22 protein-coding genes and 1 pseudogene are annotated in these 22804 nt (G+C 72.1%); 13 read left to right on the forward strand and 10 right to left on the reverse strand.

Features of this window, described 5'->3' with window-relative positions:
- The first annotated feature begins 52 nt into the window (after positions 1-52).
- Both ACTWPW_RS22190 and ACTWPW_RS22195 read left to right on the forward strand, forming a co-directional pair.
- Positions 53-1324, forward strand: a complete 1272-nt coding sequence (locus ACTWPW_RS22190) for a protein kinase domain-containing protein (RefSeq protein ID WP_443169800.1) — start codon at positions 53-55, stop codon at positions 1322-1324.
- A gap of 53 nt (positions 1325-1377) precedes the next feature.
- Entirely contained in the window at positions 1378-2328 is a 951-nt protein-coding gene (locus ACTWPW_RS22195; RefSeq protein WP_364127325.1) for a hypothetical protein, read from the forward strand.
- On the opposite strand, the gene ACTWPW_RS22200 is transcribed toward ACTWPW_RS22195, so the two are convergent.
- Genes ACTWPW_RS22200 through ACTWPW_RS22210 form a run of 3 tightly spaced genes read right to left on the reverse strand, consistent with a single transcriptional unit; the run spans position 2325 to position 4447 of the window.
- A complete protein-coding gene (locus ACTWPW_RS22200; protein WP_375116180.1) occupies positions 2325-2690 on the reverse strand; it encodes a DUF5130 family protein in 366 nt (121 codons plus the stop codon). The two genes, ACTWPW_RS22195 and ACTWPW_RS22200, sit on opposite strands and share 4 nt — an antisense overlap.
- A gap of 7 nt (positions 2691-2697) precedes the next feature.
- Complete coding sequence (locus tag ACTWPW_RS22205; RefSeq protein ID WP_364127321.1) at positions 2698-2988, reverse strand: hypothetical protein; 291 nt, start codon at positions 2986-2988, stop codon at positions 2698-2700.
- 52 nt (positions 2989-3040) lie between these two features.
- Positions 3041-4447 carry an amidase gene (locus tag ACTWPW_RS22210; RefSeq protein WP_375116179.1) on the reverse strand — a complete coding sequence of 469 codons (1407 nt, stop codon included), beginning with the start codon at positions 4445-4447 and terminating at the stop codon, positions 3041-3043.
- 139 nt (positions 4448-4586) lie between these two features.
- Between ACTWPW_RS22210 and ACTWPW_RS22215 the strand changes: the two genes are divergently transcribed.
- Entirely contained in the window at positions 4587-5414 is an 828-nt protein-coding gene (locus ACTWPW_RS22215) for a nuclease-related domain-containing protein (RefSeq protein ID WP_375116178.1), read from the forward strand.
- Here ACTWPW_RS22215 and ACTWPW_RS22220 read toward each other — a convergent pair.
- The gene (locus tag ACTWPW_RS22220; RefSeq protein ID WP_443169801.1) at positions 5399-6100 is read right to left on the reverse strand and encodes a TetR/AcrR family transcriptional regulator; all 702 of its coding nucleotides are present in this window, start codon (positions 6098-6100) and stop codon (positions 5399-5401) included. The two genes, ACTWPW_RS22215 and ACTWPW_RS22220, sit on opposite strands and share 16 nt — an antisense overlap.
- A 97-nt stretch (positions 6101-6197) precedes the next feature.
- Between ACTWPW_RS22220 and ACTWPW_RS22225 the strand changes: the two genes are divergently transcribed.
- Complete coding sequence (locus ACTWPW_RS22225; RefSeq protein WP_443169802.1) at positions 6198-6980, forward strand: thioesterase family protein; 783 nt, start codon at positions 6198-6200, stop codon at positions 6978-6980.
- On the opposite strand, the gene ACTWPW_RS22230 is transcribed toward ACTWPW_RS22225, so the two are convergent.
- Positions 6977-9721 carry a hypothetical protein gene (locus tag ACTWPW_RS22230; protein ID WP_443169803.1) on the reverse strand — a complete coding sequence of 915 codons (2745 nt, stop codon included), beginning with the start codon at positions 9719-9721 and terminating at the stop codon, positions 6977-6979. The genes ACTWPW_RS22225 and ACTWPW_RS22230 overlap by 4 nt on opposite strands.
- 145 nt (positions 9722-9866) lie before the next feature.
- Between ACTWPW_RS22230 and ilvD the strand changes: the two genes are divergently transcribed.
- The 3 genes from ilvD (at position 9867) to ACTWPW_RS22245 (ending at position 13256) form a co-directional block, all read left to right on the forward strand.
- A complete protein-coding gene (gene ilvD, locus ACTWPW_RS22235; RefSeq protein WP_443169804.1) occupies positions 9867-11711 on the forward strand; it encodes a dihydroxy-acid dehydratase in 1845 nt (614 codons plus the stop codon).
- 74 nt (positions 11712-11785) lie between these two features.
- Complete coding sequence (locus ACTWPW_RS22240; protein WP_364127305.1) at positions 11786-12286, forward strand: helix-turn-helix transcriptional regulator; 501 nt, start codon at positions 11786-11788, stop codon at positions 12284-12286.
- A 64-nt stretch (positions 12287-12350) separates the two neighbouring features.
- The gene (locus ACTWPW_RS22245; protein WP_443169805.1) at positions 12351-13256 is read left to right on the forward strand and encodes a serine hydrolase; all 906 of its coding nucleotides are present in this window, start codon (positions 12351-12353) and stop codon (positions 13254-13256) included.
- On the opposite strand, the gene ACTWPW_RS22250 is transcribed toward ACTWPW_RS22245, so the two are convergent.
- Genes ACTWPW_RS22250 through ACTWPW_RS22260 form a run of 3 tightly spaced genes read right to left on the reverse strand, consistent with a single transcriptional unit; the run spans position 13253 to position 14852 of the window.
- Positions 13253-13459: an FmdB family zinc ribbon protein gene (locus ACTWPW_RS22250; RefSeq protein WP_375116172.1), complete on the reverse strand. Its 207-nt coding sequence runs from the start codon at positions 13457-13459 to the stop codon at positions 13253-13255. The two genes, ACTWPW_RS22245 and ACTWPW_RS22250, sit on opposite strands and share 4 nt — an antisense overlap.
- A 35-nt stretch (positions 13460-13494) precedes the next feature.
- Positions 13495-14298, reverse strand: coding sequence for a GNAT family N-acetyltransferase (locus ACTWPW_RS22255; protein ID WP_375116171.1), 804 nt, complete (start codon positions 14296-14298; stop codon positions 13495-13497).
- A gap of 47 nt (positions 14299-14345) precedes the next feature.
- Complete coding sequence (locus ACTWPW_RS22260; RefSeq protein WP_364127394.1) at positions 14346-14852, reverse strand: HNH endonuclease; 507 nt, start codon at positions 14850-14852, stop codon at positions 14346-14348.
- Positions 14853-15134: 282 nt separating this feature from the next.
- Here ACTWPW_RS22260 and ACTWPW_RS22265 point away from each other — a divergent pair.
- The 4 genes and pseudogenes from ACTWPW_RS22265 (at position 15135) to ACTWPW_RS22280 (ending at position 18857) form a co-directional block, all read left to right on the forward strand.
- Positions 15135-17193: pseudogene (locus ACTWPW_RS22265) on the forward strand (prolyl oligopeptidase family serine peptidase).
- 10 nt (positions 17194-17203) lie between these two features.
- Entirely contained in the window at positions 17204-18004 is an 801-nt protein-coding gene (locus ACTWPW_RS22270) for a helix-turn-helix domain-containing protein (protein WP_443169806.1), read from the forward strand.
- Positions 18001-18351 carry a VOC family protein gene (locus ACTWPW_RS22275; RefSeq protein WP_443169807.1) on the forward strand — a complete coding sequence of 117 codons (351 nt, stop codon included), beginning with the start codon at positions 18001-18003 and terminating at the stop codon, positions 18349-18351. The genes ACTWPW_RS22270 and ACTWPW_RS22275 overlap by 4 nt, the downstream gene beginning before the upstream one ends.
- Positions 18348-18857 (forward strand): hypothetical protein, encoded by a 510-nt coding sequence (locus ACTWPW_RS22280; RefSeq protein ID WP_375116167.1) that lies wholly within the window; start codon positions 18348-18350, stop codon positions 18855-18857. The genes ACTWPW_RS22275 and ACTWPW_RS22280 overlap by 4 nt, the downstream gene beginning before the upstream one ends.
- Positions 18858-18888: 31 nt before the next feature.
- Here ACTWPW_RS22280 and purU read toward each other — a convergent pair whose 3' ends face one another.
- Positions 18889-19743 carry a formyltetrahydrofolate deformylase gene (gene purU, locus ACTWPW_RS22285; protein WP_443169808.1) on the reverse strand — a complete coding sequence of 285 codons (855 nt, stop codon included), beginning with the start codon at positions 19741-19743 and terminating at the stop codon, positions 18889-18891.
- A gap of 272 nt (positions 19744-20015) precedes the next feature.
- On the opposite strand from purU, the gene ACTWPW_RS22290 reads away from it, so the two are divergent.
- Positions 20016-20972 (forward strand): inorganic phosphate transporter, encoded by a 957-nt coding sequence (locus ACTWPW_RS22290; RefSeq protein WP_375116165.1) that lies wholly within the window; start codon positions 20016-20018, stop codon positions 20970-20972.
- A 58-nt stretch (positions 20973-21030) separates the two neighbouring features.
- The gene (locus tag ACTWPW_RS22295) at positions 21031-21621 is read left to right on the forward strand and encodes a DUF47 domain-containing protein (RefSeq protein ID WP_443169809.1); all 591 of its coding nucleotides are present in this window, start codon (positions 21031-21033) and stop codon (positions 21619-21621) included.
- A 190-nt stretch (positions 21622-21811) separates the two neighbouring features.
- Here the strand turns inward: ACTWPW_RS22295 and ACTWPW_RS22300 are convergent, their stop codons facing one another.
- Positions 21812-22777, reverse strand: a complete 966-nt coding sequence (locus ACTWPW_RS22300) for an SDR family NAD(P)-dependent oxidoreductase (RefSeq protein WP_375116164.1) — start codon at positions 22775-22777, stop codon at positions 21812-21814.
- Positions 22778-22804 lie beyond the last annotated feature (27 nt).

Below are 22804 nucleotides of genomic sequence, written 5' to 3' on the forward strand. Positions count from 1 at the left end.
CGGCTGCGCCGACTTGACACGGGCATCCGACGCGTGGTGTTAGCCTCGAACCGTGCTAGGCGCCGGGACCACCCTCAACGACCGCTACGTGCTCGGCGGCCGCCTCGGCGGCGGCGGCATGGGCGAGGTGTGGCGTGCCGACGACACGGTCCTCGGGCGCACGGTGGCGGTCAAGGTGCTCATGCCCGCGCTCACCGAGGACCCGACGTTCGCCCAGCGCTTCCAGAACGAGGCCAGGGCGATGGCCTCGTTGCGCCATCCCGGCATCGTCGACGTCTACGACTACGGCATCTGCGAGGTCGACGGGCGCCAGGTGAGCTTCCTGGTCATGGAATACGTGCAGGGCGAGTCGCTCGACCGCGTGCTGCGGCGCGGCCCGCTCGGCACCGAGGTCACCATGCGGCTGGTCGCGGAGGTCGCCGACGCGCTGGCCGCCGCGCACGCGCAGGGCATCGTGCACCGCGACGTCAAGCCGGCCAACCTCATGGTCCGGCCCGACGGCAAGGTGGTGCTCACCGACTTCGGCATCGCCCACTCGGTCTCGGCCGGTCATCTGACGGCCACGGGGACGATGTTGTGCTCGGCCGGCTACTGCGCTCCGGAGATGGCCACCGCCAGCGACGTGACGCCCGCGGTCGACATCTACGCCCTGGGCGTGGTGGCGTACGAGTGCCTGAGCGGGCATCTGCCGTTCCAGGGCGACACTCCCGTGCAGATCATCTTCAAGCACCTCAACTCCCCCATGCCCCGCCTGCCCGACGGCGTGCCCCCCGGCCCGCGGCAGGTGGTGACGCGGGCACTGGAGAAGACGCCCGACGCGCGCTGGCAGACGGCCCCGCAGATGGGCGAGGCCGCGCGCCGGGCGCTGACCACCCCAGGCGCGCTGCCCGCGCCGCACCGCCGGCGCACCATGCGGGCGGTGCTGACCATGGCCGCCGCGGTGGTCGTGTCCGCGGCCGTGGCCGGCTCGGTGTGGCTGCGGCCCGCCGAGCCGACGACCGGCGTCGAGGTCAGCCCGCCCAGCGTCAGCGGCACCGCGACCGACCTCGTCCCGACCTCGCCGTCGGCGACGCGGAAGCAGTCCGCGCCGCCCACCAAGCGCGTGCCCACCCCGCGGGCCACCCGGGCCACGCGCGTGCCGAGCCCCACCGCGTCGGCCACCGCGACCCCGACCGCGACGACGCCGACGGCCACCCCGACCACCTCCGAGCCGGAGCCGTCGCAGGAGCCGACCACGCCGGGCCCGGAGGAGCCGACGTCCGAGCCCACGATCAGCAGGCCACCCGGTGAAATTCAGTGCATCCACGCCCCGTGCCCGGGATAGCACCCATGGGTTTCATGTCCGTAATAGCCCGCTGATCGTGAGAAAGTCATCGCGTGGACTCGACTCGTGACCTGTTCATCGCCCTCGCCCGCCGCTACGCCTTCGCCGATCTGGGGGCGCTCGCGCCCGACGTGGAGATCGCGGAGGTGTGCGAGTTCGGGCACCGGCTGCTCTCGCTCGACGCCGAGGACTTCGCGGCCGAGGCCCGGGTGGTGCCCGCCGACCTACGGCGCCGCGCCCGGGCCTGCCACATGCCGCAGACCCCGCGCGAGCAGCCGCGTGGCGCGCTGGAGTCGCTCCGTCCCGCGTACGGGCTGCTGCTGGAGGTGATCGCCGCACGGTGGCACCGGCGCGAGCTGAGCCCGATGATCGCCGCGGTGCACATCGCCAGCGAATACCTGCCGCTGCTGGCCTTCGAGCCGCAGCTCGGCCACGCCGGCGACCCCGCCAGGTGGCCGGCGGGGCTGAGCGCGCCCGGGAGCAGGTTCGGCGTGATCGGCGACCGGGAGTGCGACCACACCAAGTCCGAGCAGTCGGCCACGAACCGGACGCTTCGGGTGTCACTGGAGCCGGCCGAGGGCTGGCGGGCGTACTTCGACCGGCAGCACAGCCAGGTCGCGGGCGCGGTGGGCGTGTGCGTGGCCACCTGCCGCAACCCGTGCACGGCCATGGACTGGATCGGTCCCGAGGCGCGGGCCGACCTGCAGGCGCGGGCGCGTACGGCGCTGGCCTTCGCCGAGACCCCGCTCGTACGCCTGCGCCACGCGGCCCCGGTGGGTCACGGCTTCGGGGTGCCGTCGCCGGAGGAGGTGCTCGACGCCTGGGAGCGCAGCCGGGCGGCGCTCGACAAGAACCCGATCGGCACGGCGGCGCTGAAGGACGACGGGTTCCCGCTGCCGGGGCTGCCCGCGCTGTTCTCGGCCGTCGCGGACGCGACCATCGAGCCGGCGACGCTGCTGGCCGGGGTCAGCGCGCACGTCGTGACCCTGCTGGAGCGGACCTAACGGCGGGCCGGGGTGGCCTGCTCGCCGAGCGCGCCGATCCCGTACAGCAGGCCGCCGATGAGGTCCCCCACGCTGAACGCGGTGGCCATCGACATCGCGGTCAGCCGGCACGTGCTGTCGCTCAGCCGCCGCCGGGCGCGCTCGCCGGTCACGATCTCCAGGCCCCGGCCCACAGGGTCCACGAAGATCACCACGGCGTCGTCGGACTCCTCGCCCAGGGCGGCGTGCAGGCGCTCGGCGAAGTGCCGCCGCCCGCCCACCGGCTCCCCGAGGAACAAGCCGAACCGCAGCCCGCTGCGGCGCTCGGCGGTGTGCAGCGCCTGCCGGAGGTCGTCGGCCTGCGCGGCGGTCAGTCCTCGCATCGTCACCTCACCATCCCGCGGAGGCGCCGCCGGCCCGCCGGCCGGGCTCCGCCGTCTCGGCCGCCGCCACCCAGTCGTGCTCGGGCACCTCCGCCCAGTGCGCCACCCGGTCGGCCAGCACCAGTCCGGACGTGCTCACCCCGCGCTCGCTCCTGAGGGGGCCGCCCAGCCACGTGGGGCCTGACTCGATCCGGCGTTGCGCGCCGCGCCCCGGCACCATGACGATCAGGCTGATCAGCACGAACAGCCCCATGGACACCCCGATGAGAAAGAGCAGAATCTCCGCTGCGCTGTTCACACCAAGACCGTAATCCTCGTGAGCGGGTCCGGCCAGACCTGTCCTGCGTGTCTTACCAGACCCGCGGGCGCCGGTCGCCCCAGAAACCGCCCCTGTCCGCCTCGATCTGTGCGGACAGAGAGATCAGCGTGCCCTCGCCGCCGACCCGGCCGGCCAGCATGACGCCGATGGGCAGGCCGTCCTCGCTCCAGTGCAGGGGGAGGTTCACGGCGGGCTGGCCGCTGATGTTGTAGATGGCCGGGAAGGCGGCGAAGTGCTTCATCCGCTCGAACGTCTGCTCGGGGTCGTCGCCGTCCTCGAACCAGCCCACCGGCCTGGGCGGCTGGGTGACGGTCGGGGTGAGCACGGCGTCGTAGGCGTTCGTGAGCTCCAGGGCGCCCCGGGTGGCGAGCTGGAGCCGGGCCTGGGCCTGGAGGAAGTCGGGGGCGGGGGTGGCGAAGCCGCGCTCGCGCAGCCAGCGCGTGAGGGGCCTGAGCAGGTCGTGGTGCTCGTCGGCGACCGGGTGCATGCAGGCGAAGGAGAACCACATGGTGACGAACTCGGGCACGAGCTCCGCGCCGAACGGGCGGGGGATCTCGACGACCTCGTGACCGAGGTCGTCGAGCGTCTTGGCGGCCTCCTCGTACGCGGCCAGCACCTCGGGGTCGAGCTCCGTGCCCGGCACGACCGGAGCGGCGTAACGGGCGATGCGCAGCCTTCCGGGGTCGCGCCCCGCGCAGGCCAGGAACGTCCCGTCGTGCGGCGGCGCCAGGTAGAGGTCGCCCGGCGCGTTGTGGGCCATGACGTCGAGCAGGGCCGCGGCGTCGGCCACCGTCCTGGCGATGGGGCCGTTGGTGGACAGGCCCGCCAGGTCGGGGATGATCGGGGCCCAGCTGATGCGGCCGCGCGTGGGCTTGATGCCGTACAGGCCGCAGACCGAGGCGGGGATGCGGATCGAGCCGGCGCCGTCGCTGCCCTGGGCGGCGGGCGCGAGCCCGGCTGCCACGGCGGCGGCCGCTCCCCCGCTGGAGCCGCCGGCCGACGTCCGCGGGTCCCACGGCGAGCGGGTGGGCGGCGAGACGGAGGTCTCGGTGTAGCAGGGCAGCCCGAACTCGGGTGTGGCGGTCTTGCCGAGCATGACCGTGCCCGCCTCGCGCAGCCGGGTCACGACCGTGTCGTCCACCGGAGCCACGAAGTCCCGATAGGTGGCCGAGCCGAACATGATCGGCACGTCCTTCACCAGGTTAAGATCTTTCACCGGGATCGGCACTCCGGCGAGGGGACCGTCCGGGAGCTCGCGCTCCAGGCGGCGCGCCTGGTCGAGTGCCTTTTCACCGGTCACGGTCACGTAGGCGCCGACCTGCGGGTCGATGCGTTCGATCCGGTCGAGGTAGTGCCGGGTGAGCTCGACCGGTGAGATCTCCCGGGAGCGGACGGCCTGAGCCTGCTCGAGCGCGGAAAGCTCGTGAAGTTCTCGCACGTTCGGCACCCTAGGCTTCTCTAGAGAAGAACAGTAGACATACCCCGAAAACACGCGTGGAACACGATGAGCTGGGCCATAAAACTATGGACACGGCAACACTAGGAATCGAACAGAACCCCGGGCTACGGTGAATTACGTGGACTCCGACAACCAGCGTGAAGACGGTCACAACGCGTCTCCCATCTGGGTGAGCGAACGGCCAGAAAAGGATGAGACCGCCGCCGCGAAGCCTTCGGCGCCCACCACAACGTACGCGCCCGTCGAGCGCGCGTCCGCGCGCAGCCTGCTCCAGCAGCCACGTTTCCGCCGCCTGCGCAACCGCCTGATCCTGGCGGTCCTCGTCGGTCTGGCGGTGGGCTTCCTGGTGCGCGACTGGCGGGTGGGCGTGTCCGCGGGCGTGATCGCGGCCGTCCTGGAGGCGGTCTACCGTGCGCGCTCCAGCTCGTCCGTGCCCGCGTGGCGGCGGACGTCCGTGGCGGAGCGCCGCACCGAGGCGCAACTGCGCAAACTTGAGCGCAGCGGCTACCGCACCCTGCACGCCAGGGCGATCCCGGGCAGCGAGGCCCAGATCGACCACCTCGTGGTGGGCCCGACCGGCGTGTACGCGGTCGACTCGGAGAAGTGGGACCGGCGCCTGCCCGTACGCGTGCAGATGGGCAAGAAGCTCTTCCACGGCCCCTTCGACATGAAGCCCCGCCTCACCGAGGCCAAGTGGGAGGCGTCGCGGGCCAGCGAGCTGATCAGCGAGTCGTTCGGCCGCGAGATCTCCGTCGTGCCCTCGCTGGCCATCTACGGCCCGCCGGTGCCATGGAAGATCATGACGATTCGCGGCGTGGACGTCTACCAGGGCGACCGCGCCCGCCGGTGGATCACCAAGCGGGAGCGGGCGCTGACCGCCGCCGAGATCGACCGGATCCACGACATCGCCGCCCAGGTGCTGCCCGCCCGCTACGGCGAGGGCTGATCTCCGTCCACTCTGGCCGCCAGTCTCGCGCCGAAGGCGTCGAGGTGGGCGGCCAGTTCCGTGCTCGGGGGGAGCCGGCGCGGCAGCCGCGAGTAGACCGCCGCCCCGAACCCCGCCTGCCGCACGATGTGGTCGATCAGCGCCTCCCGGTCGTGCGGCCACGGGAACGACGGCTGGGCGATCAGCAGGGAGACGCAGCCGTGCACGGCCGACCAGAGGCCGAGCGCCAGCGCCTCGGGATCGCCTTCGAGCACCCGCGTCTCCACACAGGCCGAGACGGCGTTCACCATGTGCCCGAAGGCCTGCGCGGCGGCCGGCGGCACCCCGGGGGCCGCTGAGGGGCGCATCATCAGCACCCGGTACTGCACCGGGTGGTCGAGGGCGAAGCGGGCGTAGGCGCGGGCGCACTTGCCCAGGGCGAGGAACGGGTCACCGCCGAGGTTGTCGGTGAACAGCCGGCCCAGCTCGTCCCACACCCGCAGGCAGACCGCCTCGACGAGCTCCTCCTTGTCGGCGAAGTGCAGGTAGACCGAGGGGGTGGAGACGCCGGCCCGCAAGGCGACGGCGCGCAGCGTGATCGCGTCCTCGCTGCCGGACTCGGCCAGCAGGTCCTCGGCCGCGCGCAGGATCTCCTCGCGGAGCAGCGCGCCCTCTCCGCGCCTGGCGCGTACGCGTCTGGTGGTCATGGATCTCAGGTTGACGCCGTCAAGTTGACGATGTCAATCTGACCTTCTGCGGAGGGGAGATTTACCGACAATGGGGACTTTTCAGGAAGCGACAGCATTGACAGCGCTTCGCGAGGGCGAGTTCGGCGCCGTGCTGGACGCGCAGTGGAGCGTCGGGACCCGGCTGCACGGCGGCTACCTGCTGGGCGTGCTGGCCCGGGCCGCCTGCGAGAGCCCCGCCGGGGCCGGGCACCCGCACGTGACCGCGGTCAGCGGCTCGTTCATCCAGCCGCCCGAGCCGGGCGAGGCCGTCGCGCGGGTCGAGACGCTGCGGGTGGGCAGGAGCGTGGCCCAGGTGAGGGCCGCGCTCGTGCAGGAGGGCCGCACGCGCGTCGAGGCGCACATCACGCTGGGCCTGCTGGACGACTCGGACCCCTGGTGGTCGGGGCACGAGCCGGTACGCCTGCCGCCCGAGCAGGACTGCTTCCTGGCCCCCATCGACCCGCCGGGCGCGGGCATGCACGTGCCCCTGATGGCCGTGGTCGAGGAACGCATCGACCCCGAGCACCTGGCCTTCGCCTTCGGCGCCCCCTCCAGGCGTGGCGTGATCGCGAGCTGGCAGCGGCTGGCCGACGGCTCCGACTGGGACCCGCTGAGCCTGCTGGTGGCGCTCGACCCGGTGCCGCCGGTCTCGTTCGACCTGGGGCTGTCGGGGTGGGTGCCGACGATCCAGCTCTCGGCGTACATCCGCCGGCTGCCCGCCCCCGGGCCGATCCGGGTACGGCTGTCGGCCACGGACGTCGGCGGCGACCGGATGGACGAGGTGGCCCACGTCTGGGACGACAAGGGCCGTCTGGTGGGCCAGGCGACCCAGCTCGCCGCCGTACGGCTGCCGGCCTAGCGGTAGATCTCCGGGATCGAGTCGCACCACGGGAAGAACTCCGACCGGGTGGCCCGGGTGATGTTGCCGCACGCCCCGACCTGGGTGGGGCGCTCGGCGCCCTTGGCGTGCAGGATCAGCACGGCCTTGTCCACCGGGTACTGCCGGGGCGAGGCCGCGCCGAAGTCCAGCGCGCCGGTGGCGCCCTCGATGGCGTGGCCGCTCTGGTCGGGGGTGTGCAGGGTGCCGAGCTGGCGCCAGACGGTGTAGGAGTTCACCGGGACGCGGTGGCGCTCCTTCCCGAGCCGCCGGATCGCGGTGATCATCGTCTCGGTGGCGTCGTACGACAGGGCGGCGTGCCCGTCCAGCGTCCGGCCGGGCCCCGGCTCCTCGCACTCGAAGGGGAAGGTGGCGAACAGGTCGGTGTAGAAGTCGTGCCGCTGCGGCTCGCCGCACCTGTTGGGGGCCGCGGCGAACGACTCGTAGTAGTAGCCGATGCCGGTGACGGCCGACCGGACGCGTACGTCGGCGACGTACCTGGTGACGTCGTCGCCCCCGAGGATGGTCGGCGGCGAGCCCGCGCACTTGTCGGCCACCCCCTTCACGAACTCCGCGAAGTCGGGGATGCCGCGCCCGGCGAAGTAGACCAGCCCGTCGAACCCGCAGGCCGACACGCCCGCGTCCCTCGGCTCGCCCGCGTAGGCGTCCTCGCTCCTGTCCGCCGCGCCCGGCTTGGCCGACCCGACCGGCGTGAAGCGGTGGCCCTCGGCCGCGAACCCGCGCTCCTTCAGCCGGGCCAGGACCCGGGTCCTGAGGTTGGCGGCGTAGTAGTCGGTCTCGTCGTGCGAGTAGTAGACGCGGGCCCGCCGCTTGATCTCGCCCTCGCGGACCAGCGAGTCGGCGAAGGCCGCGGCCATCCACGCCTGCCGGGAGTTCTGCGGCGCCACCTGGAAGTAGAACGGCGAGTCGCTGACCAGCCGGTCGGCCGACAGCGTGGAGGCCACCATCGGTAACCCGGCCTTGCCCAGCTCCTGGATGGCCGCGACGGTCTCCTGGCGGCTCTGGTCCAGGCCCACCACGCCCACGATGGGCGCCTCGTCGTCGCGGTAGCGCAGCAGCAGCCGCGCGATGCGCGAGCCGTGCTGCATCCGGCCCCCGGCGTTGGCCAGCAGGATGCGTACGAGCGGCTCGCTGGGACCCGCCGCGCCGTTCTGCCGCTTCTGGGCGATCGCGACGCCCGCCAGGCCCTCGCGGGCGGCCGCCAGCGTGTCACGGTCGGAGGAAGTCAGCGCGGCCAGGTAGACGATCGTCACGTACGGCCGGTCGCCGCCCTCGTGCAGGCGGGCGGCCCGCTCGTTCTCCTGCCGCAGGACGGCCTGCACCCGCTCCATCTCGGCGTTGCCCGGCGCGAACAGGTAGTCGGGCTCGGCCACGCCGACGCACTCGGTGCCGGCCAGCTGCCTGCCGCTCTCCGCCCAGGGCGTCCACAGGCCGGTGGCGCAGGCGTTGCGGTGCCAGGCGGCGGTCTGGCCCGCGTACGCGCCCACAGCGCCCGCCAGGGCCATCCAGAACAGCGCGATCGCGGTCCACGACGACCACCAGGGCGCCACGCGGGCGGGCGGCACCCAGGTGGGGTCCGCGACGTCGTACCGGGCGAGGTCGGCCGGCAGCGCCGGCGCGCAGATGTCCAGCGGGGTCCGCAGCACCTGCCGCCAGGCCGCGGGGCCGTCGGCGGTGACCAGCTCCCTGCGCCAGCGGACGAGCATCCACAGCGGCTCCTCGTCGTCCTCCAGCAGGACCGTGTCGGGCGTGTACGAGACCACCACGACCGGGTCGAACCTGTCGACGTCCGCCCGCCGCTCCTCGATCAGCTCCACCAGGGCGCCGCCGTGCTCATTGAGCAGCAGGAGCGGGTAGAACACGTGACCGGCGCCCCGGACGTGCAGGGGCGAGCGCTCGTACTGCCTGGCGAGATCGTCCATGAACGCCCTCAGCAGCAGCCGGGAGACGCGGTCCTCGTCGGCCGGGTCCAGGTCCGCGAGCAGGGCCGGCACGCCCGGCGCCGAACGGTCGTCCCGCGACAGCGCCCGTCGCAGCCAGCGGAAGCGCCCGCCCAGCCCCGGGACCCGCCCGCCGAGCCGCAGGTCGTGCAGGAACCCCGGTAACAGCCGCAGCAGCAGGTTGACCGGGAAAGGGACGTGCTCCGCGCCCGTGCCCGCCGTGTCCACCCCCCAGCCCCAGGTGCGGTCCGCCTCGCGCAGGACGCGGCGGGCGTGCTCCTCCCGGCCGTGCGTCTCCTCGAGCTGCTCGACGAGCAGCGCGACCAGCCGGTATCGCGGGAAGCGCAACCGGTTGCTGCGCAGCGCGGACACGATCCGGGAGAGCATCTTCGGCACCGGCTCGCCCGGCTGGATGTCCGGATTGGCGCGCGGGATCCCCGGCGAGATGACGTGGGTGGCGGATCCGTCCTTCCCCGGCTCCCGCGCCGTCTTCTGCCCCGTCTTCTGCGCCGTCTTCCGGGGCGCCAGCACCGCCGGCCAGTCGCCCGCCTCGCTGAGCTGGACGAGCGGGATCCCCCTCCGGCCGGTGTGCTGCCCGTCGTCCGTCCCCCTGCGCCAGGAGGCCAGCAGGGGCCGTCTGGCGACGTGTGGCGAGTCCTGGACTCCCTCACCCCTGGCCGGTCTGCGGCACAGGCGGTCTATCGTGTGAATGAAGTTGCCGACCCGGGCGGAGTCGTCCAGCATGGCTGCCCCGTGGCTCATCTGATCTCTCTAACACGAGTTCGAGCGCCGTCGGCTTCGATTCCGGCACGATCCGGTAACCAAGCGTCCGATCTGTGGACAGGCGTCTCAGTCACCGGGCGGTGGCCGTAACATGTGAAGACTCGCTAGCGATGGGAGATGCCCAATGCCCGCCCTCAGGTCACGTACAGTCACCCACGGCAGGAATATGGCCGGTGCCCGGGCCCTGCTCCGGGCGACCGGCGTAGCCGGGAGCGATTTCGGCAAGCCCATCATCGCGGTGGCCAACAGCTTCACCCAGTTCGTGCCGGGCCACGTGCACCTGCAGGACGTCGGCAAGGTGGTGTCCGACGCGATCCGGGAGGCGGGGGCCATCCCCCGCGAGTTCAACACGATCGCGGTCGACGACGGCATCGCGATGGGCCATGGCGGGATGCTCTACTCACTGCCGTCGCGCGAGCTGATCGCCGACGCCGTCGAGTACATGGTGGAGGCCCACTGCGCCGACGCGATGATCTGCGTGTCCAACTGTGACAAGATCACGCCGGGCATGCTGCTCGCCGCGTTCCGGCTGAACATCCCGACGGTCTTCGTCTCCGGCGGCCCCATGGAGGCCGGCAAGACGCCGGGCAAGAAGCTCGACCTGATCGACCCGATGATCGCCTCCGCCGACGACTCCGTCTCCGACGCCGAGCTGCTGGAGATGGAGGAGAGCGCCTGCCCGACCTGCGGCTCCTGCTCGGGCATGTTCACCGCCAACTCGATGAACTGCCTGGCCGAGGCCATCGGCCTGGCGCTGCCCGGCAACGGCACGATCCTGGCCACGCACCGGTCCCGCAAGCAGCTGTTCGAGGACGCCGGCCGCCAGCTCGTGGAGATCACCCGCCGCTACTACGAGGACGGCGACGAGTCGGTGCTGCCGCGCTCGATCGCCACCCGCGAGGCGTTCGAGAACGCGATGACGCTCGACGTGGCGATGGGCGGCTCCACCAACACGATCCTGCACATCCTGGCCGCCGCCCGCGAGGCGAAGGTGGACTTCGGGCTCAAGGAGATCAACGAGATCTCGCTGCGGGTGCCGTGCCTGTGCAAGGTCGCCCCGGCCACGAACAAATACCACGTCGAGGACGTCCACCGCGCCGGTGGCATCCCCGCCATCCTGGGCGAGCTCGACCGGGCCGGGCTGCTCCACCGCGACCTGCCCACCGTCAACGGCGGCACGCTGGGCGACCTGCTGGCCGGCTGGGACGTGCGCTCGCCGTCGGTGAAGCCCGAGGCCGTGGAGCTGTGGCACGCGGCGCCCGGCAACGTGCGCACGGTCAAGCCCTACTCCCAGGACAACCGCTGGGACACCCTCGACGTCGACCGCGAGGCGGGCTGCATCCGCGACCTGGAGCACGCCTACACCGTGGACGGCGGCCTGGCCGTCCTCTACGGCAACATCTCGCGCGACGGCGCCGTGGTGAAGACCGCCGGGGTGGACGAGTCGATCTGGACGTTCAGCGGGCCCGCGGTGGTGTTCGAGTCGCAGGAGCAGGCGGTCGAGGGCATCCTCGGCGGCAAGGTCAAGGCCGGCGACGTGGTCGTCATCCGCTACGAGGGCCCCAAGGGCGGGCCCGGCATGCAGGAGATGCTCTACCCGACGTCCTTCCTGAAGGGCAAGGGCCTGGGCAAGGTCTGCGCGCTCATCACCGACGGGCGCTTCTCCGGCGGCACGTCCGGGCTGTCTATCGGGCACGCCTCGCCGGAGGCGGCCGAGGGCGGCGCGATCGCGCTGGTCGAGGACGGCGACATCATCGACATCGACATCCCCAACCGGGCGATGGAGCTGCGGGTGCCCGAGGCCGAGCTGGCCGCGCGGCGCGAGCGGCTGCTGGCCGAGCTGGGCGGATACCGGCCGCGTGACCGCAACCGGCCGGTGAGCGTGGCGCTGCAGGCGTACGCGGCGATGACGACGTCCGCCTCGACGGGCGCCTCGCGCGACCTGTCGCAGCTCTCGCGACAACCCTGATGCCTGTGCGGCGGAAGCCATATCCGCCGCACAGGTTTTCGAAAAATGTCGGTGGTCATCCCTATTCTTGGGGTATGACGACAGTCGTGAAGCACGATACTCGCCCGCTGACGACCGCCGAGATCGCCGCACTCGCCCTCTCCCTCGCTCACCTCGGAGCGGGCCCCCAGGCCGTCACCGCAAGGCGCGGCCTGCAGCACGCATTCGAGCACCTGGAGCTCGACGACGACGTCATCGCCACCACGCTCGCGACCCTCACCGAGCCGCTGCCCACCGACGTGGCCTCCCGGGCCAGGCTCATGGCCGACGCCATCACCAGCCGTCTCAACATCCGCCTGCACTACCGCGACGCCTCCGGCACGATCACCGCGCGCGACGTCGAGCCGGTGACGTGCCTGGTGCACCGCGAATACTGGTATCTGGTCGGCGTGTGCAGGATGCGCCGGGCGATCAGGGCGTTCCGGTTCGACCGGATCATCGCGGTCGAGCCCACGCTCACGCCGTCCCGGCCGCACCTGGCCGACCGGTTCCTGCCGTTCCAGCGCCGCAAGCGGCGCGCCATCACGGCCGCGTGAAACTGACCGTCCGTTGACCTGACGGGCCCCGGCCTTTGGGGTGGCGGCTGGCAGGCTCCCGCACATGCGCGTACGGGAGTCCTCGCTCTTCGCCGCCCTGCTGGTCGCCCTGCTGGTCGTGGGCACCGGCTGTACGGCGCCGCCGGACGCGGTGCCCCTTCCCACTCCCGTGTCGCTGACGCCGGAGACCGCCGACGGAGGCGAGCTGCCCCCGGCCGAGCGACGGGCGCTCGACCGGGCACTGGCACGCTACCTGCGTGACCGTCCCGGGCGGGCCGCCCTGGCCGTCTACGACCGCACGACCGGGGCCAGGTACGCCTTCCGCGAGCGCACGCCGTTCCTGCTGGCCAGCGTGGCCAAGGTGGACATCCTGCTGGCGTTCCTGCTCGGCAAGCGGGGTGAGCGGCTCAGCGGCTACGAGCGCGCGCTGGCCTCACGGATGATCCGCTACAGCGACAACGACTGCGCGCACGAGCTCTACCTGACGATCGGCGGCCGGGCCGGGCTGGACCGGGCGCTGCACCGGCTGGACGTGCGGCACACGCGGCCCGGCTCGGGCCTGTACTGGGGATGGACCCGCAGCAGGCCGTCCGACCAGGTCAAGGTGCTGGAGCGGCTCACCGACCCCGGAGGGCCGCTGCCGGCCCGCAGCCGGCGCTACGCCCTCGACCTCATGTCGTCGGTGGAGCCGTCACAGGCGTGGGGGGTCAGCGCGGCCGCCTCGCAGGAGGGTGCGGTGGCGCTCAAGAACGGCTGGCTGCCCACCGAGGTCCACGACGGGCTGTGGACGGTCAACAGCGTGGGCCGGCTCCGCGTACGCGGGCACGACCTGCTGATGGCCGTGCTGTCGGAGCGCAGCCCGGACATGGAGAGCGGCGTCGACACCGTCGAGCGGCTGGCCCGGCTGACGGTGCGCGCGCTGACCCGGCCGGCGACGCCGCCGGCCCCCTGGGCCACCGCCGATGTCTAGGACGAGCAGCACCCGCCGCCGCAGCAGCCGCCGCCGCTCGCCTTGGGGGCGGCCGCGCTGCCCGTCATGGAGACCGTGGACAGCAGCTTGACCGTGTCGTCGTGGCCGTCGGGGCAGGTCGCCGGGGCGTCGGAGGCCGACATGGGGCGGGAGACCTCGAACGTGGAGCCGCAGGCGCGGCAGCGGAAGTCGTAACGCGGCATGGGCCAAGGGTAACCGCAGCGGAGCGCGGAAGTCCCTACGGGGCGTAGGTGACGTGGGCGAAGTCGGACACGGGCTCGTAGCCGATCGCCTGGTAGATGGCGTTGCTGGTCGGGTTGCCCAGGTCGGTGAAGAGCACCACCTCCGTGCACCGCTCCGCCAGGCCGGTCCGGCTGGCGAAGGCCGTGACGGCGGCGCCGTAGCCGCGACGCCGGCACGAGGGCGGCGTGTACACCGGGCCGATGCGGCAGACCCCGCCCGCCGCGGGCGAGAGGGCGGCGAGCGACACCGGCGCCCCGCCCTCCTCCCACACGAACAGCTCGCGGCCGGCCAGCCGCTGCGCGACCCGCTCGGCCACGTCGTCGGCCTCCCCCATGCCGACCTCGTCACCGAACGCGTGGTACCAGCTCACCAGCAGCGGGAAGTCACCGGGAACGGCGAGCCTGCCCAGGCCCGGGACGTCGGGGACGGTGAGCGTGCCGAGGCGGTAGAGCCGCTCCGACACCACCCGCGCGGGCGCGCCCAGCAGCCGCGTGGCCTCGGCCGTCACCTCGACCGGCCCCACGAACATGGACAGCTCGCCCTTCAGCGCCTCCACCAGCGGCGCGACCGCCTCGACGGGAACGGCGAAGAGCCCGGCGGGATGGGGCGGCGTATGGAACACCGCCCCGCGAACGTCGCCATCCACCGTCCACCAGCCGAAGAGGGGGCTCTTCACGGGCATGCCCGCCCGCAGGTTGGCCAGGATCGTCAGCGGAACGGTGTTGCGCACCGGGTCGCCGAGCAGGAACGGCTCGGCGACCGCGGCGTACTCCTCGACATCTGAGGTGAGGGTCCACATGCCTGCACATGGTGTCAGGCAGCGGCCCCCTGCTCAATGCGCTTTTCTCAGGCCGCGGCCTCGAGGTAGGGCGCCCATTGCGGGTCACCGACGAGCGAGGCGCCGATGAGCCGCCAGTGGGCGCCCCGTGGCACCGCAGGGCTGACGCGAAGCGTCCACCCCAGCTCCTCCAGGTATTTGTCGGCCTTGCGGTGGTTGCAGGTGGTGCACGAGGCGACGCAGTTTTCCCAGGTGTGCGTGCCGCCCCTGGACCGGGGGATGACGTGGTCGATGGTCTCGGCCTTCTGCCCGCAGTAGGCGCAACGGTAGTCGTCGCGCCGCATGAGGGCCGCCCTGGTCAGCGGGATGCGGGACCGGTAGGGGATGCGGACATATCTGCGAAGCCTGATCACCGAGGGGACGTCGAGCGTGCGGCTCGCGGAGCGCAGCACGGCGCCCCTTCCGTCGCGGTGCACGACGTCGGCCTTCTCCCGCAGCACGAGCACGATGGCGCGGTGCAGCGAGAGGGTGGTCAGTGGCTCGTAGGTTGCGTTGAGCAGCAGGACTTGGCGCATCATCGGGCCTCTCCCTGCTGCGCGGGTATCAAAGGGGACATGCCGCGGCATGTCCCAGCTGTCGGCCCCTCCTGGGGCACTAGTGCTTCCGTCACGTGGACCTCCGCCGGACGGCCCAGCGGATGGTCACCACGGCACCGTCCTGTCACCAAGTTTGGCGTTTGCACCGTGGTCCCCGCCACCCCAAAAACCTCCTGCCGGAATGACCAGAGGGACGCACGGTACGTTTTATGCCCGCTCTACCAGCGCTTTACGCATGCCCGTTGGCAGTAGGGTTCCTGCATGACAGGAGAGCCGTACCCGACCGCACGCCGCGAAGACATCGTCGACATCCTGCACGAAACGCCCGTGCCCGACCCCTACAGGTGGCTCGAGGACCCGGACAGCCCCGAGACCAAGGGATGGCTGCTCGCACAGGCGGAGTTGTTCGGCAGCGAGCGCGGGCCGCAGCGGTTCAAGAGCCGCATCGCGGAGCTGCTCAGGTCCGGGTCCGTGGGTGCCCCGGCCTGGCGCGGTGAGCGCTACTTCTTCTCGCGTCGCACTCCCGACCAGGAGCACGCCGTCTACTACGTGGTCGAGCCCGACGGCACCGAGCGGGCCCTCATCGACCCGATGGCGATCGACCCGTCCGGCCTGACCACGCTCGACACGGTGCAGCCGGACAAGGAGGGACGCCTGCTGGCGTACCAGATCTCGGTGGGCGGCGACGAGGAGTCGGTCCTCTACGTCATCGACGTCGCCACGGGCGCGCGGGTCGAGGGGCCGATCGACCGGTGCCGCTACTCCCCGATCGCGTGGCTCCCGGGCGGGGAGGCGTTCTACTACGTACGCCGGCTACCGAGCACCGAGGTGCCGGAGAACGAGACCCAGTTCCACCGCCGCGTCTACCTGCACCGCGTCGGCACCTCCACCGAGGACGACGTGATGATCTTCGGCGAGGGCCTGAAGATGACCAACTACTACGGCGTCTCGGTCTCACGCGACGGCCACTGGCTGCAGGTGTCCGCCAACGAGGGCACCGCCCCGCGCAACGACCTCTGGGTGGCCGACCTGACCACGTCCCCGGCCGAGCGTCCCGAGCTGCGGGTCGTGCAGGAGGGCGTGGACGCGCAGTCGGGGGCTGGTGTTCGGCCGCGACGGCCGGCTCTACGTGCACACCGACCGCGACGCGCCCCGTGCCCGGGTGTGCGTCACCGACCCGGCCGACCCGTCGTTCGAGACCTGGCGCGACCTGATCCCCGAGGACCCGGAGGCGGTGCTGTCCGACTTCGCCATCCTCGACGACCTGGAGCGCCCGGTCATGCTGGTGGGCTGGACGCGCCACGCGATCAGCGAGATCACCATTCACGACCTGGAGACCGGCGAGCGGCTCGGCGAGGTGCCCACCCCGGGGCTCGGCACGATCGGCGGCATCGCGGAGCGCCCCGAGGGCGGTCACGAGGCGTGGTTCGGCTACACCGACAACACCACGCCGCCCACCATCCAGCGCTACGACGCCAGGACCGGCGAGACCACGCTCTGGGCGGCCTCCCCCGGCGCGGTCGAGGTGCCCGAGGTGCGCACCGAGCAGGTGGTCTACCGCTCCAAGGACGGCACGGACGTCCGCATGCTGATCATCTCCCCGGTCGGCGAGGCGCAGGGCCCGCGGCCCACGATCCTGTACGGCTACGGCGGCTTCGGCCTGTCCATGACCCCCGGCTACTCGGCGTCCATCCTGACCTGGGTGGAGGCGGGCGGCGTCTACGCCATCGCCAACCTGCGCGGCGGCGGCGAGGAGGGCGAGGACTGGCACCGCGCTGGGATGCTGGCCAACAAGCAGAACGTGTTCGACGACTTCCACGCGGCGGCCGAGCACCTGATCGCCACCGGCGTGACCACGCCCGCCCAGCTCGGCATCTCCGGCGGCTCCAACGGCGGCCTGCTGGTGGGCGCCGCGCTGACGCAGCGCCCCGAGCTGTACGCCGCCGTGGTCTGCTCCGCGCCGCTGCTCGACATGATCAGGTACGAGAAGTTCGGCCTCGGCGCCACCTGGAACGTCGAATACGGCTCGGCCGACGACCCCGAGCAGTTCGGCTGGCTGCTGGGCTACTCGCCCTACCACCACGTCCAGGAGTCGGTGCCGTACCCGGCGACGCTCTTCACCGTCTTCCAGTCCGACACGCGCGTGCACCCGCTGCACGCGTGGAAGATGTGCGCGGCGCTGCAGCACGCCTCCACCGGCGAGCGGCCGGTGCTGCTGCGCAACGAGGCCGAGGTCGGGCACGGCGCGCGCTCGGTCAGCCGGTCGGTGGACCTGTCGGCCGACATGCTGACGTTCCTCGCGCGGCACACCGGCCTATAGTCTCGACGGCATGAGCACGCTGGGGCTGGCCATGGTCGAGGCCACCCCCAGCGCTGCGCTGCGGCCCTACGTGACCAGGCTGTGCGCCTACCGCGAGCACTACTCCGCGCCGGTGACCCGGTCGGAGGCGGCGATGCCGGGAGCCGTGCTCATCCTCGCCTTCGGCACGCCGATGGAGGCGGGCGGGCGGCGGATGACCGCGTTCGGCGGGGGGCTCGGCGACCGCTTCACCGTCACCCGCACGGCCGGGCCGACGGAGGGCGTGGAGGTCTTCCTGACGCCGTTCGGGGCCAGGCGGCTCTACGGGATGCCGATGCGGCACCTGACGAACCAGGTGCTGCCGGTCGGAGATCTCCTCGGGCCGTGGTCCGAGCTGATCGTGGAGCGGCTGGCCGCGACCCCGTCGTGGCGGGACCGGCTGGCGCTGGCCGACCGGCTGCTGTGCGAGCGCATCGCGGCGGGGCCGCCGCTGGGTCCCGAGCTGCCGTGGGCCTGGGCCCGGCTGCTGGAGTCGGGCGGCAGGCTCGGCGTGTCGTCGCTGGCCGAGTCGCTGGGCTGGAGCCATCGCCATCTCGTCGCCCGCTTCCACGACCAGATCGGGCTGCCGCCGAAGACGGCGGCCCGGGTCATCCGGTTCGGGCGCGCCCTGCGCCTGCTGCGGTCGGGGACGGCCCTGGCCGAGGTGGCGGCCGAATGCGGCTTCTACGACCAGGCCCACATGAACCGTGAGTTCCGGGCGCTGGGCGACACCACGCCAGGTCAGATTTGTCCAAGACCCGGCGTCACCGGCGCGGCATCGTGGGCCTCATGACACGAACCGTGTACGCACTCGCCCGATACCAGGACTGCCAGGCCGCGGTCGACTTCCTGACCAGCGCGTTCGGGTTCCGGGTGCACGAAACGTCCAAGAACGACAAGGGCGTGGTCAACCACGCCGAGCTGGCCGTCGGCGACGACCTCATCATGATCGGCCAGGGCAGGCCGGGTGGGCCGGGCATCTACGTCGCGGTCGAGGACGTCGACGCCCACCATGCCCACGCCAGGGCGGCGGGGGCGTCGATCACCATGGAGCTGGTGGACCAGCCGTACGGATCCCGCGAGTACGGCTGCACGGACCCGGAGGGCAATCCTTGGTATTTCGGGACTTATCGGCCATGAGCTCATCGGCGGGCGGGTACCCGTACGTGGGGTCCGCCTCGCCGGCCGGCGCCGGAGGGCCGCCCGGGCAGGTGATCCGGTCGGCGGAGGAGCTGGCCGGATGGCTGGCGGGACGGCCGCCGGAGGAGCCGGCGGAGCCGTTCACGTTCGTGGTGGACCTGGACGGGACGCTGCGGCTGGCGGCGCGCCGGAGCGAGCACGTGGCGTGCGCCGGCGGCCGGCCGGTGCTGAGCGCCGGCGAGATCGCCTTCGAGCGGTCCGCCGACGGGGGCTGGGCGGTGGAGGCCGTCAGCAACCAGTCGACCGGCTACTGCCCCGACGTCACGTCCTGGGCGGCGGTGGAGGCGGCCCTGGAGCGGATCGGGGTGGGACATCCCGGCGGGTTCACGCACGAGGTGGTGTTCCGGCGGTGTCCCGGGTGCCGGGAGATCAACCTGGTGAAGGAGGAGGACTTCGTGTGCGCCTTCTGCGGGGGCGAGCTGCCGGCCGCCTGGAACGTCGCCTGACGCGGAGCTGCCCGCGGCCCGCCGGGGACAGCTAGCGCGGGAAGATGATCGTCTTGTGACCGTCGAGCAGCACCCGCTGCTCGGCATGCCACTTGACCGCCCGGGCCAGCGCCACGCACTCCACGTCGCGCCCCATCGCCACGAGGTCCGCCGGGGAGTGGCTGTGGTTGACCCGGGCCACCTCCTGCTCGATGATCGGCCCCTCGTCCAGGTCGGCGGTGACGTAGTGGGCCGTCGCGCCGATGAGCTTGACGCCGCGGTTGTGGGCCTGGTGGTAGGGCTTGGCGCCCTTGAACGACGGCAGGAACGAGTGGTGGATGTTGATGGCCCGGCCCGCCAGCTTCTCGCAGAGATCCTCCGAGAGCACCTGCATGTAACGGGCCAGCACCACCAGGTCCACCTGGTAGTGCTCCACCAGCGCCAGCACCTCGGCCTCCTGCTTCGCCTTGGTCTCCGGCGTGACCGGCAGGTGGTGGTAGTCGATCCCGTTCGACTGGGTGAGCGGCCGCAGGTCGGGGTGGTTGGAGACGACCGCGACGATCTCGATGTCCAGCGCCTTGGAGCGTACGCGGTAGAGCAGGTCGTTCAGGCAGTGGTCGAACTTGCTCACCATGATCAGCACTCGCGGCTTCCTGGCCACGTCGCTCAGCTTGAACTCCATGCCGAAGTCGGGCGCGAGCGCGGCGAAGGCGGTGTTGAGCTCGTCCTCGCCCAGCGGCCCCGAGAACTGCACGCGCATGAAGAAGCGCTGCTCCACCCTGTCGCCGAACTGCTGGCTCTCGATGATGTTGCACCCGTGCCCGGCGAGCAGGCCGGAGACGGCGGCCACCACACCGGGCCGGTCGGGACAGGACAGCGTCAGGATGTATTCGGCGGGGCTGGTCATGCCTTCACTCTCGCGGACGTGGGCTGCGTGGCGCCGGATGGCTGATCTGGGCAGAGTACCGGTCTGCGGCCATGGTCGAGGGTACCCGCCGCGACGGGTCTTCCACTGCCGCACCCGGGATCGTGTCCATCATTCAACCGATCTTGGGTAGTAATCCGGCATTGCGCGTGAAACGGATGGGTGTCGGGGGGGTGGCGGCACGGGGTGACGGCCGTCTCTTGTAGGTGAGTCCAGCAGGTCCAGCCACAGCCGGGCGGGGCGGGAGGGAGCGCGTGTCCTTGGACGCCGTCGTACTGATCGTGCTCGCCTGCCTGTTCGCCGTGGTGTCCGGGGTCAACGACGGGGGCGCCCTCCTCGCGACCGGGCTCAAGCTGCCCACCATCCGCCCGGCGATCGGGATCGTCACGCTCGTCGTGCTGGTGGCGGCCGTACCGCTGGTCACGCATCAGGTGGCGTTGACGTTCGTGACCCGGCTGGCGTCGTTCGACGAGCCGGGCGGCCAGATCGCGATGACGATCGCGGTCGTCGCGTCGCTCGCCGTGGTGGCGGTGCTCAGCGCGAAGGGCCGCCCGACCAGCCTCACCCTGGCCATCGTGGGCGGCCTCACCGGTGCGGGGCTGGGCTGGGGACTGGCGGTCTCGCCGGGGTCGGTGGCGCTGGTGCTGGCGTTCGGGCTGGCGGCGCCGTTCGCCGGGGGGCTGGCGGCGTGGGTGCTCATCCGGGTGCTGGCGGCCACGACCACCTCCCGGGCGTTGCGGCGCTGGCACTGGGCGGGGTTCCTGCTCCAGACCCTCGCGTACGCGGCCAACGACGCGCAGAAGATGCTGGCCGTGTTCATGATCGCGGTCGGCTTCTCCGGGGCGCCCGTGGCGTACACGGTGCTGGTGGCCGTGCTGTTCGGGGTGGGCACCCTGTACGGGCTGCCCAAGGCGGGCCGTACGCTGAGCCGCGAGATCATCGTTTCCCGGCCCGCGCACGGGGTCACGGCGGAGCTGGCCGCGGGCACGGCCGTGATGGCGTGCGCGGTGGCGGGCATGCCGGTGAGCATGACCCAGGCCATCGCCGGCGGGCTCATCGGGGCCGGGGTGGCGCAGGGGGGCGGGCGGGTTCGCTGGTACGCCGCCGGCAAGATCGTCGCGGCCTGGTTGCTGACGCTTCCCGTGAGCGGGCTGCTGGGGTGGGGGCTCGCGCTGCTGGTGAAGGGGTTCGCGAGCGTGAGGGTGTCATGAAAGGGGTGGTCGGGTCGTGAAGCGGCTGCGGCGGATCCGGGATCTCATGACCGGTCGTATGGACAGCGCGCTCTCGGAGGCCCTGCTCGGGCAGCTGGAGGCCACCAAGGAAGGCGCGTGGCTGGCCATGGCCATGATCGGCGGCGAGGTCGGCAGGACGGGGGCGCACGAGCAGATGCGCTCGATCGAGCACCTCGGGGACGAGGAACGCGCCCGCCTCATCGACGAGCTCAAGACGGCCCTGGTCACGCCCATCGACCGGGAGGACCTCTTCCGGCTCTCCAGGTCGATCGACGACGTCCTGGACTCCCTGCGGGACTTCGTCCGCGAGTCCCACCTCTACCGGGTGCCCGACCAGATCCGCTTCACCCCGCTGCTCGACCAGGTCATCGTCGGCATCGACGCCCTGGAGAGCGCCGTCCGCAACCTCGCCTCCAGCTCTTCCGTGGTGTCCCAGGACGCCCTTGAGGCGAAGAAGGCGGGCGGGGCCATCCGGCGGATGTACCAGTACGAGATCTCGCGGATCTTCTCCGGTGAGCTCACGGCGGAGGCGATGAAGGAGCGGGAGCTGGTGCGGCGCCTGGAGATCGTCGGCGTGGCCATCGGCGAGGCGGCTGACGCCATCGCCGACGGCGCGATGAAGCGATGAAGCAGCGATGAGGCCGTCAAGCCGTGGAAACGGTCCAGCGGTCCAGCGGTCGCGCCAGAACGCGGCGCAGCCGCCGCACCGTGAGACGGCCGCACCCCGAGCCCGCCGTACCCCGAGACCGCCGCACCGCGAGGCCGTCACGCCGCGAAGTCGTCATGCCGTGAGACGGTGGGGCCGTGGGGCCCTTTGGTCAGTGGGTGGTGGGGAAGGCGTTGATGCCGGTGAGGTCGGCTGACAGGGCCCAGAGGCGGGCGGCCTGGTGTGGGTCGATCGCGTGGGCGCGGACGCCGCCGAGCGAGTCGGGGTCGGTGGAGAGCTCGGCGATGTCGCAGTCGTCGCAGTAGACCCCGCCCATCCCGTCCAACTGCGGTGACGTGGCCGCCCACACCATGGTGGCCGCCCCCTGCTCGGGCGTCTTGAAGCTCGTCTCCAGGGGGTTGCCCTCCTCGTCGATCCAGCCGGCCGCGACCATCTCCTCCTTGGGGAGGTGGCGCTGCAGCGGCGTGAGGATGCCACCGGGGTGCAGGGAGAACGCGCGCACTCCGAGGTCGCGGGCCAGGGCGTCGAGGTGTACGGCGAACAGCACGTTCGCGGTCTTCGACTGCCCGTAGGCGAGCCACTTGTCGTAGCCGCGCTCGAACTGCACGTCGTCCCAGCGGATGCCGGAGCGGCGGTGCGCGCCGGACGAGACGGCCACCACCCGGCCCTGGCCCCGCGCGATGGCCGGCCAGAGGAGGTTGACCAGCGCGTAGTGCCCGAGGTGGTTGGTGGCGAACTGCGCCTCCCAGCCGGGCCCCACCCGCGTCTCCGGGCAGGCCATGATGCCCGCGCTGTTGATGACGATCTCGGCGCTGCGTCCGGTGGCGAGGAAGCGGTCGGCGAACCCGCGTACGCTGTCGAGGTCACCGAGGTCGAGCTCGTCCACCTCGACCCCGTCGATGCCCCGCACCGCCGCACCGGCGGTCTCGACGCGGCGGGCGGGGACCACGACGTGGGCCCCGGCACGGGTGAGCGCACGCGTGGCCTCCAGGCCGATGCCCGAGTAGCCGCCGGTGACGATCGCCAGCTTCCCGGACAGATCGATCCCGTGAAGCACGTCGTCCGCGGTGCTCCGGGCGCCGAAGCCCGATCCGATCTTGTGTTGTGGCGTGGTCATGACTCCACGTTACGAATTAGAGCGCGC

It is taken from the genome of Nonomuraea sp. KM90 (assembly GCF_052246675.1).
In the GTDB taxonomy this organism is placed as follows: Bacteria; Actinomycetota; Actinomycetes; order Streptosporangiales; family Streptosporangiaceae; genus Nonomuraea.

Bases quoted from the DNA above. Each gene is read 5' to 3' on its own strand.
- ACTWPW_RS22260 (WP_364127394.1), bottom strand. From the start codon at position 14,852: ATGCGCCAAGTCCTGCTGCTCAACGCAACCTACGAGCCACTGACCACC.
- ACTWPW_RS22245 (WP_443169805.1), top strand. From the start codon at position 12,351: ATGCGCGTACGGGAGTCCTCGCTCTTCGCCGCCCTGCTGGTCGCCCTG.
- ilvD (WP_443169804.1), top strand. From the start codon at position 9,867: ATGCCCGCCCTCAGGTCACGTACAGTCACCCACGGCAGGAATATGGCC.
- ACTWPW_RS22275 (WP_443169807.1), top strand. From the start codon at position 18,001: ATGACACGAACCGTGTACGCACTCGCCCGATACCAGGACTGCCAGGCC.
- ACTWPW_RS22230 (WP_443169803.1), bottom strand. From the start codon at position 9,721: ATGAGCCACGGGGCAGCCATGCTGGACGACTCCGCCCGGGTCGGCAAC.
- ACTWPW_RS22240 (WP_364127305.1), top strand. From the start codon at position 11,786: ATGACGACAGTCGTGAAGCACGATACTCGCCCGCTGACGACCGCCGAG.
- ACTWPW_RS22220 (WP_443169801.1), bottom strand. From the start codon at position 6,100: ATGACCACCAGACGCGTACGCGCCAGGCGCGGAGAGGGCGCGCTGCTC.
- ACTWPW_RS22295 (WP_443169809.1), top strand. From the start codon at position 21,031: ATGGACAGCGCGCTCTCGGAGGCCCTGCTCGGGCAGCTGGAGGCCACC.
- ACTWPW_RS22280 (WP_375116167.1), top strand. From the start codon at position 18,348: ATGAGCTCATCGGCGGGCGGGTACCCGTACGTGGGGTCCGCCTCGCCG.
- ACTWPW_RS22255 (WP_375116171.1), bottom strand. From the start codon at position 14,298: ATGTGGACCCTCACCTCAGATGTCGAGGAGTACGCCGCGGTCGCCGAG.
- ACTWPW_RS22300 (WP_375116164.1), bottom strand. From the start codon at position 22,777: ATGACCACGCCACAACACAAGATCGGATCGGGCTTCGGCGCCCGGAGC.
- purU (WP_443169808.1), bottom strand. From the start codon at position 19,743: ATGACCAGCCCCGCCGAATACATCCTGACGCTGTCCTGTCCCGACCGG.
- ACTWPW_RS22200 (WP_375116180.1), bottom strand. From the start codon at position 2,690: ATGCGAGGACTGACCGCCGCGCAGGCCGACGACCTCCGGCAGGCGCTG.
- ACTWPW_RS22270 (WP_443169806.1), top strand. From the start codon at position 17,204: ATGAGCACGCTGGGGCTGGCCATGGTCGAGGCCACCCCCAGCGCTGCG.
- ACTWPW_RS22250 (WP_375116172.1), bottom strand. From the start codon at position 13,459: ATGCCGCGTTACGACTTCCGCTGCCGCGCCTGCGGCTCCACGTTCGAG.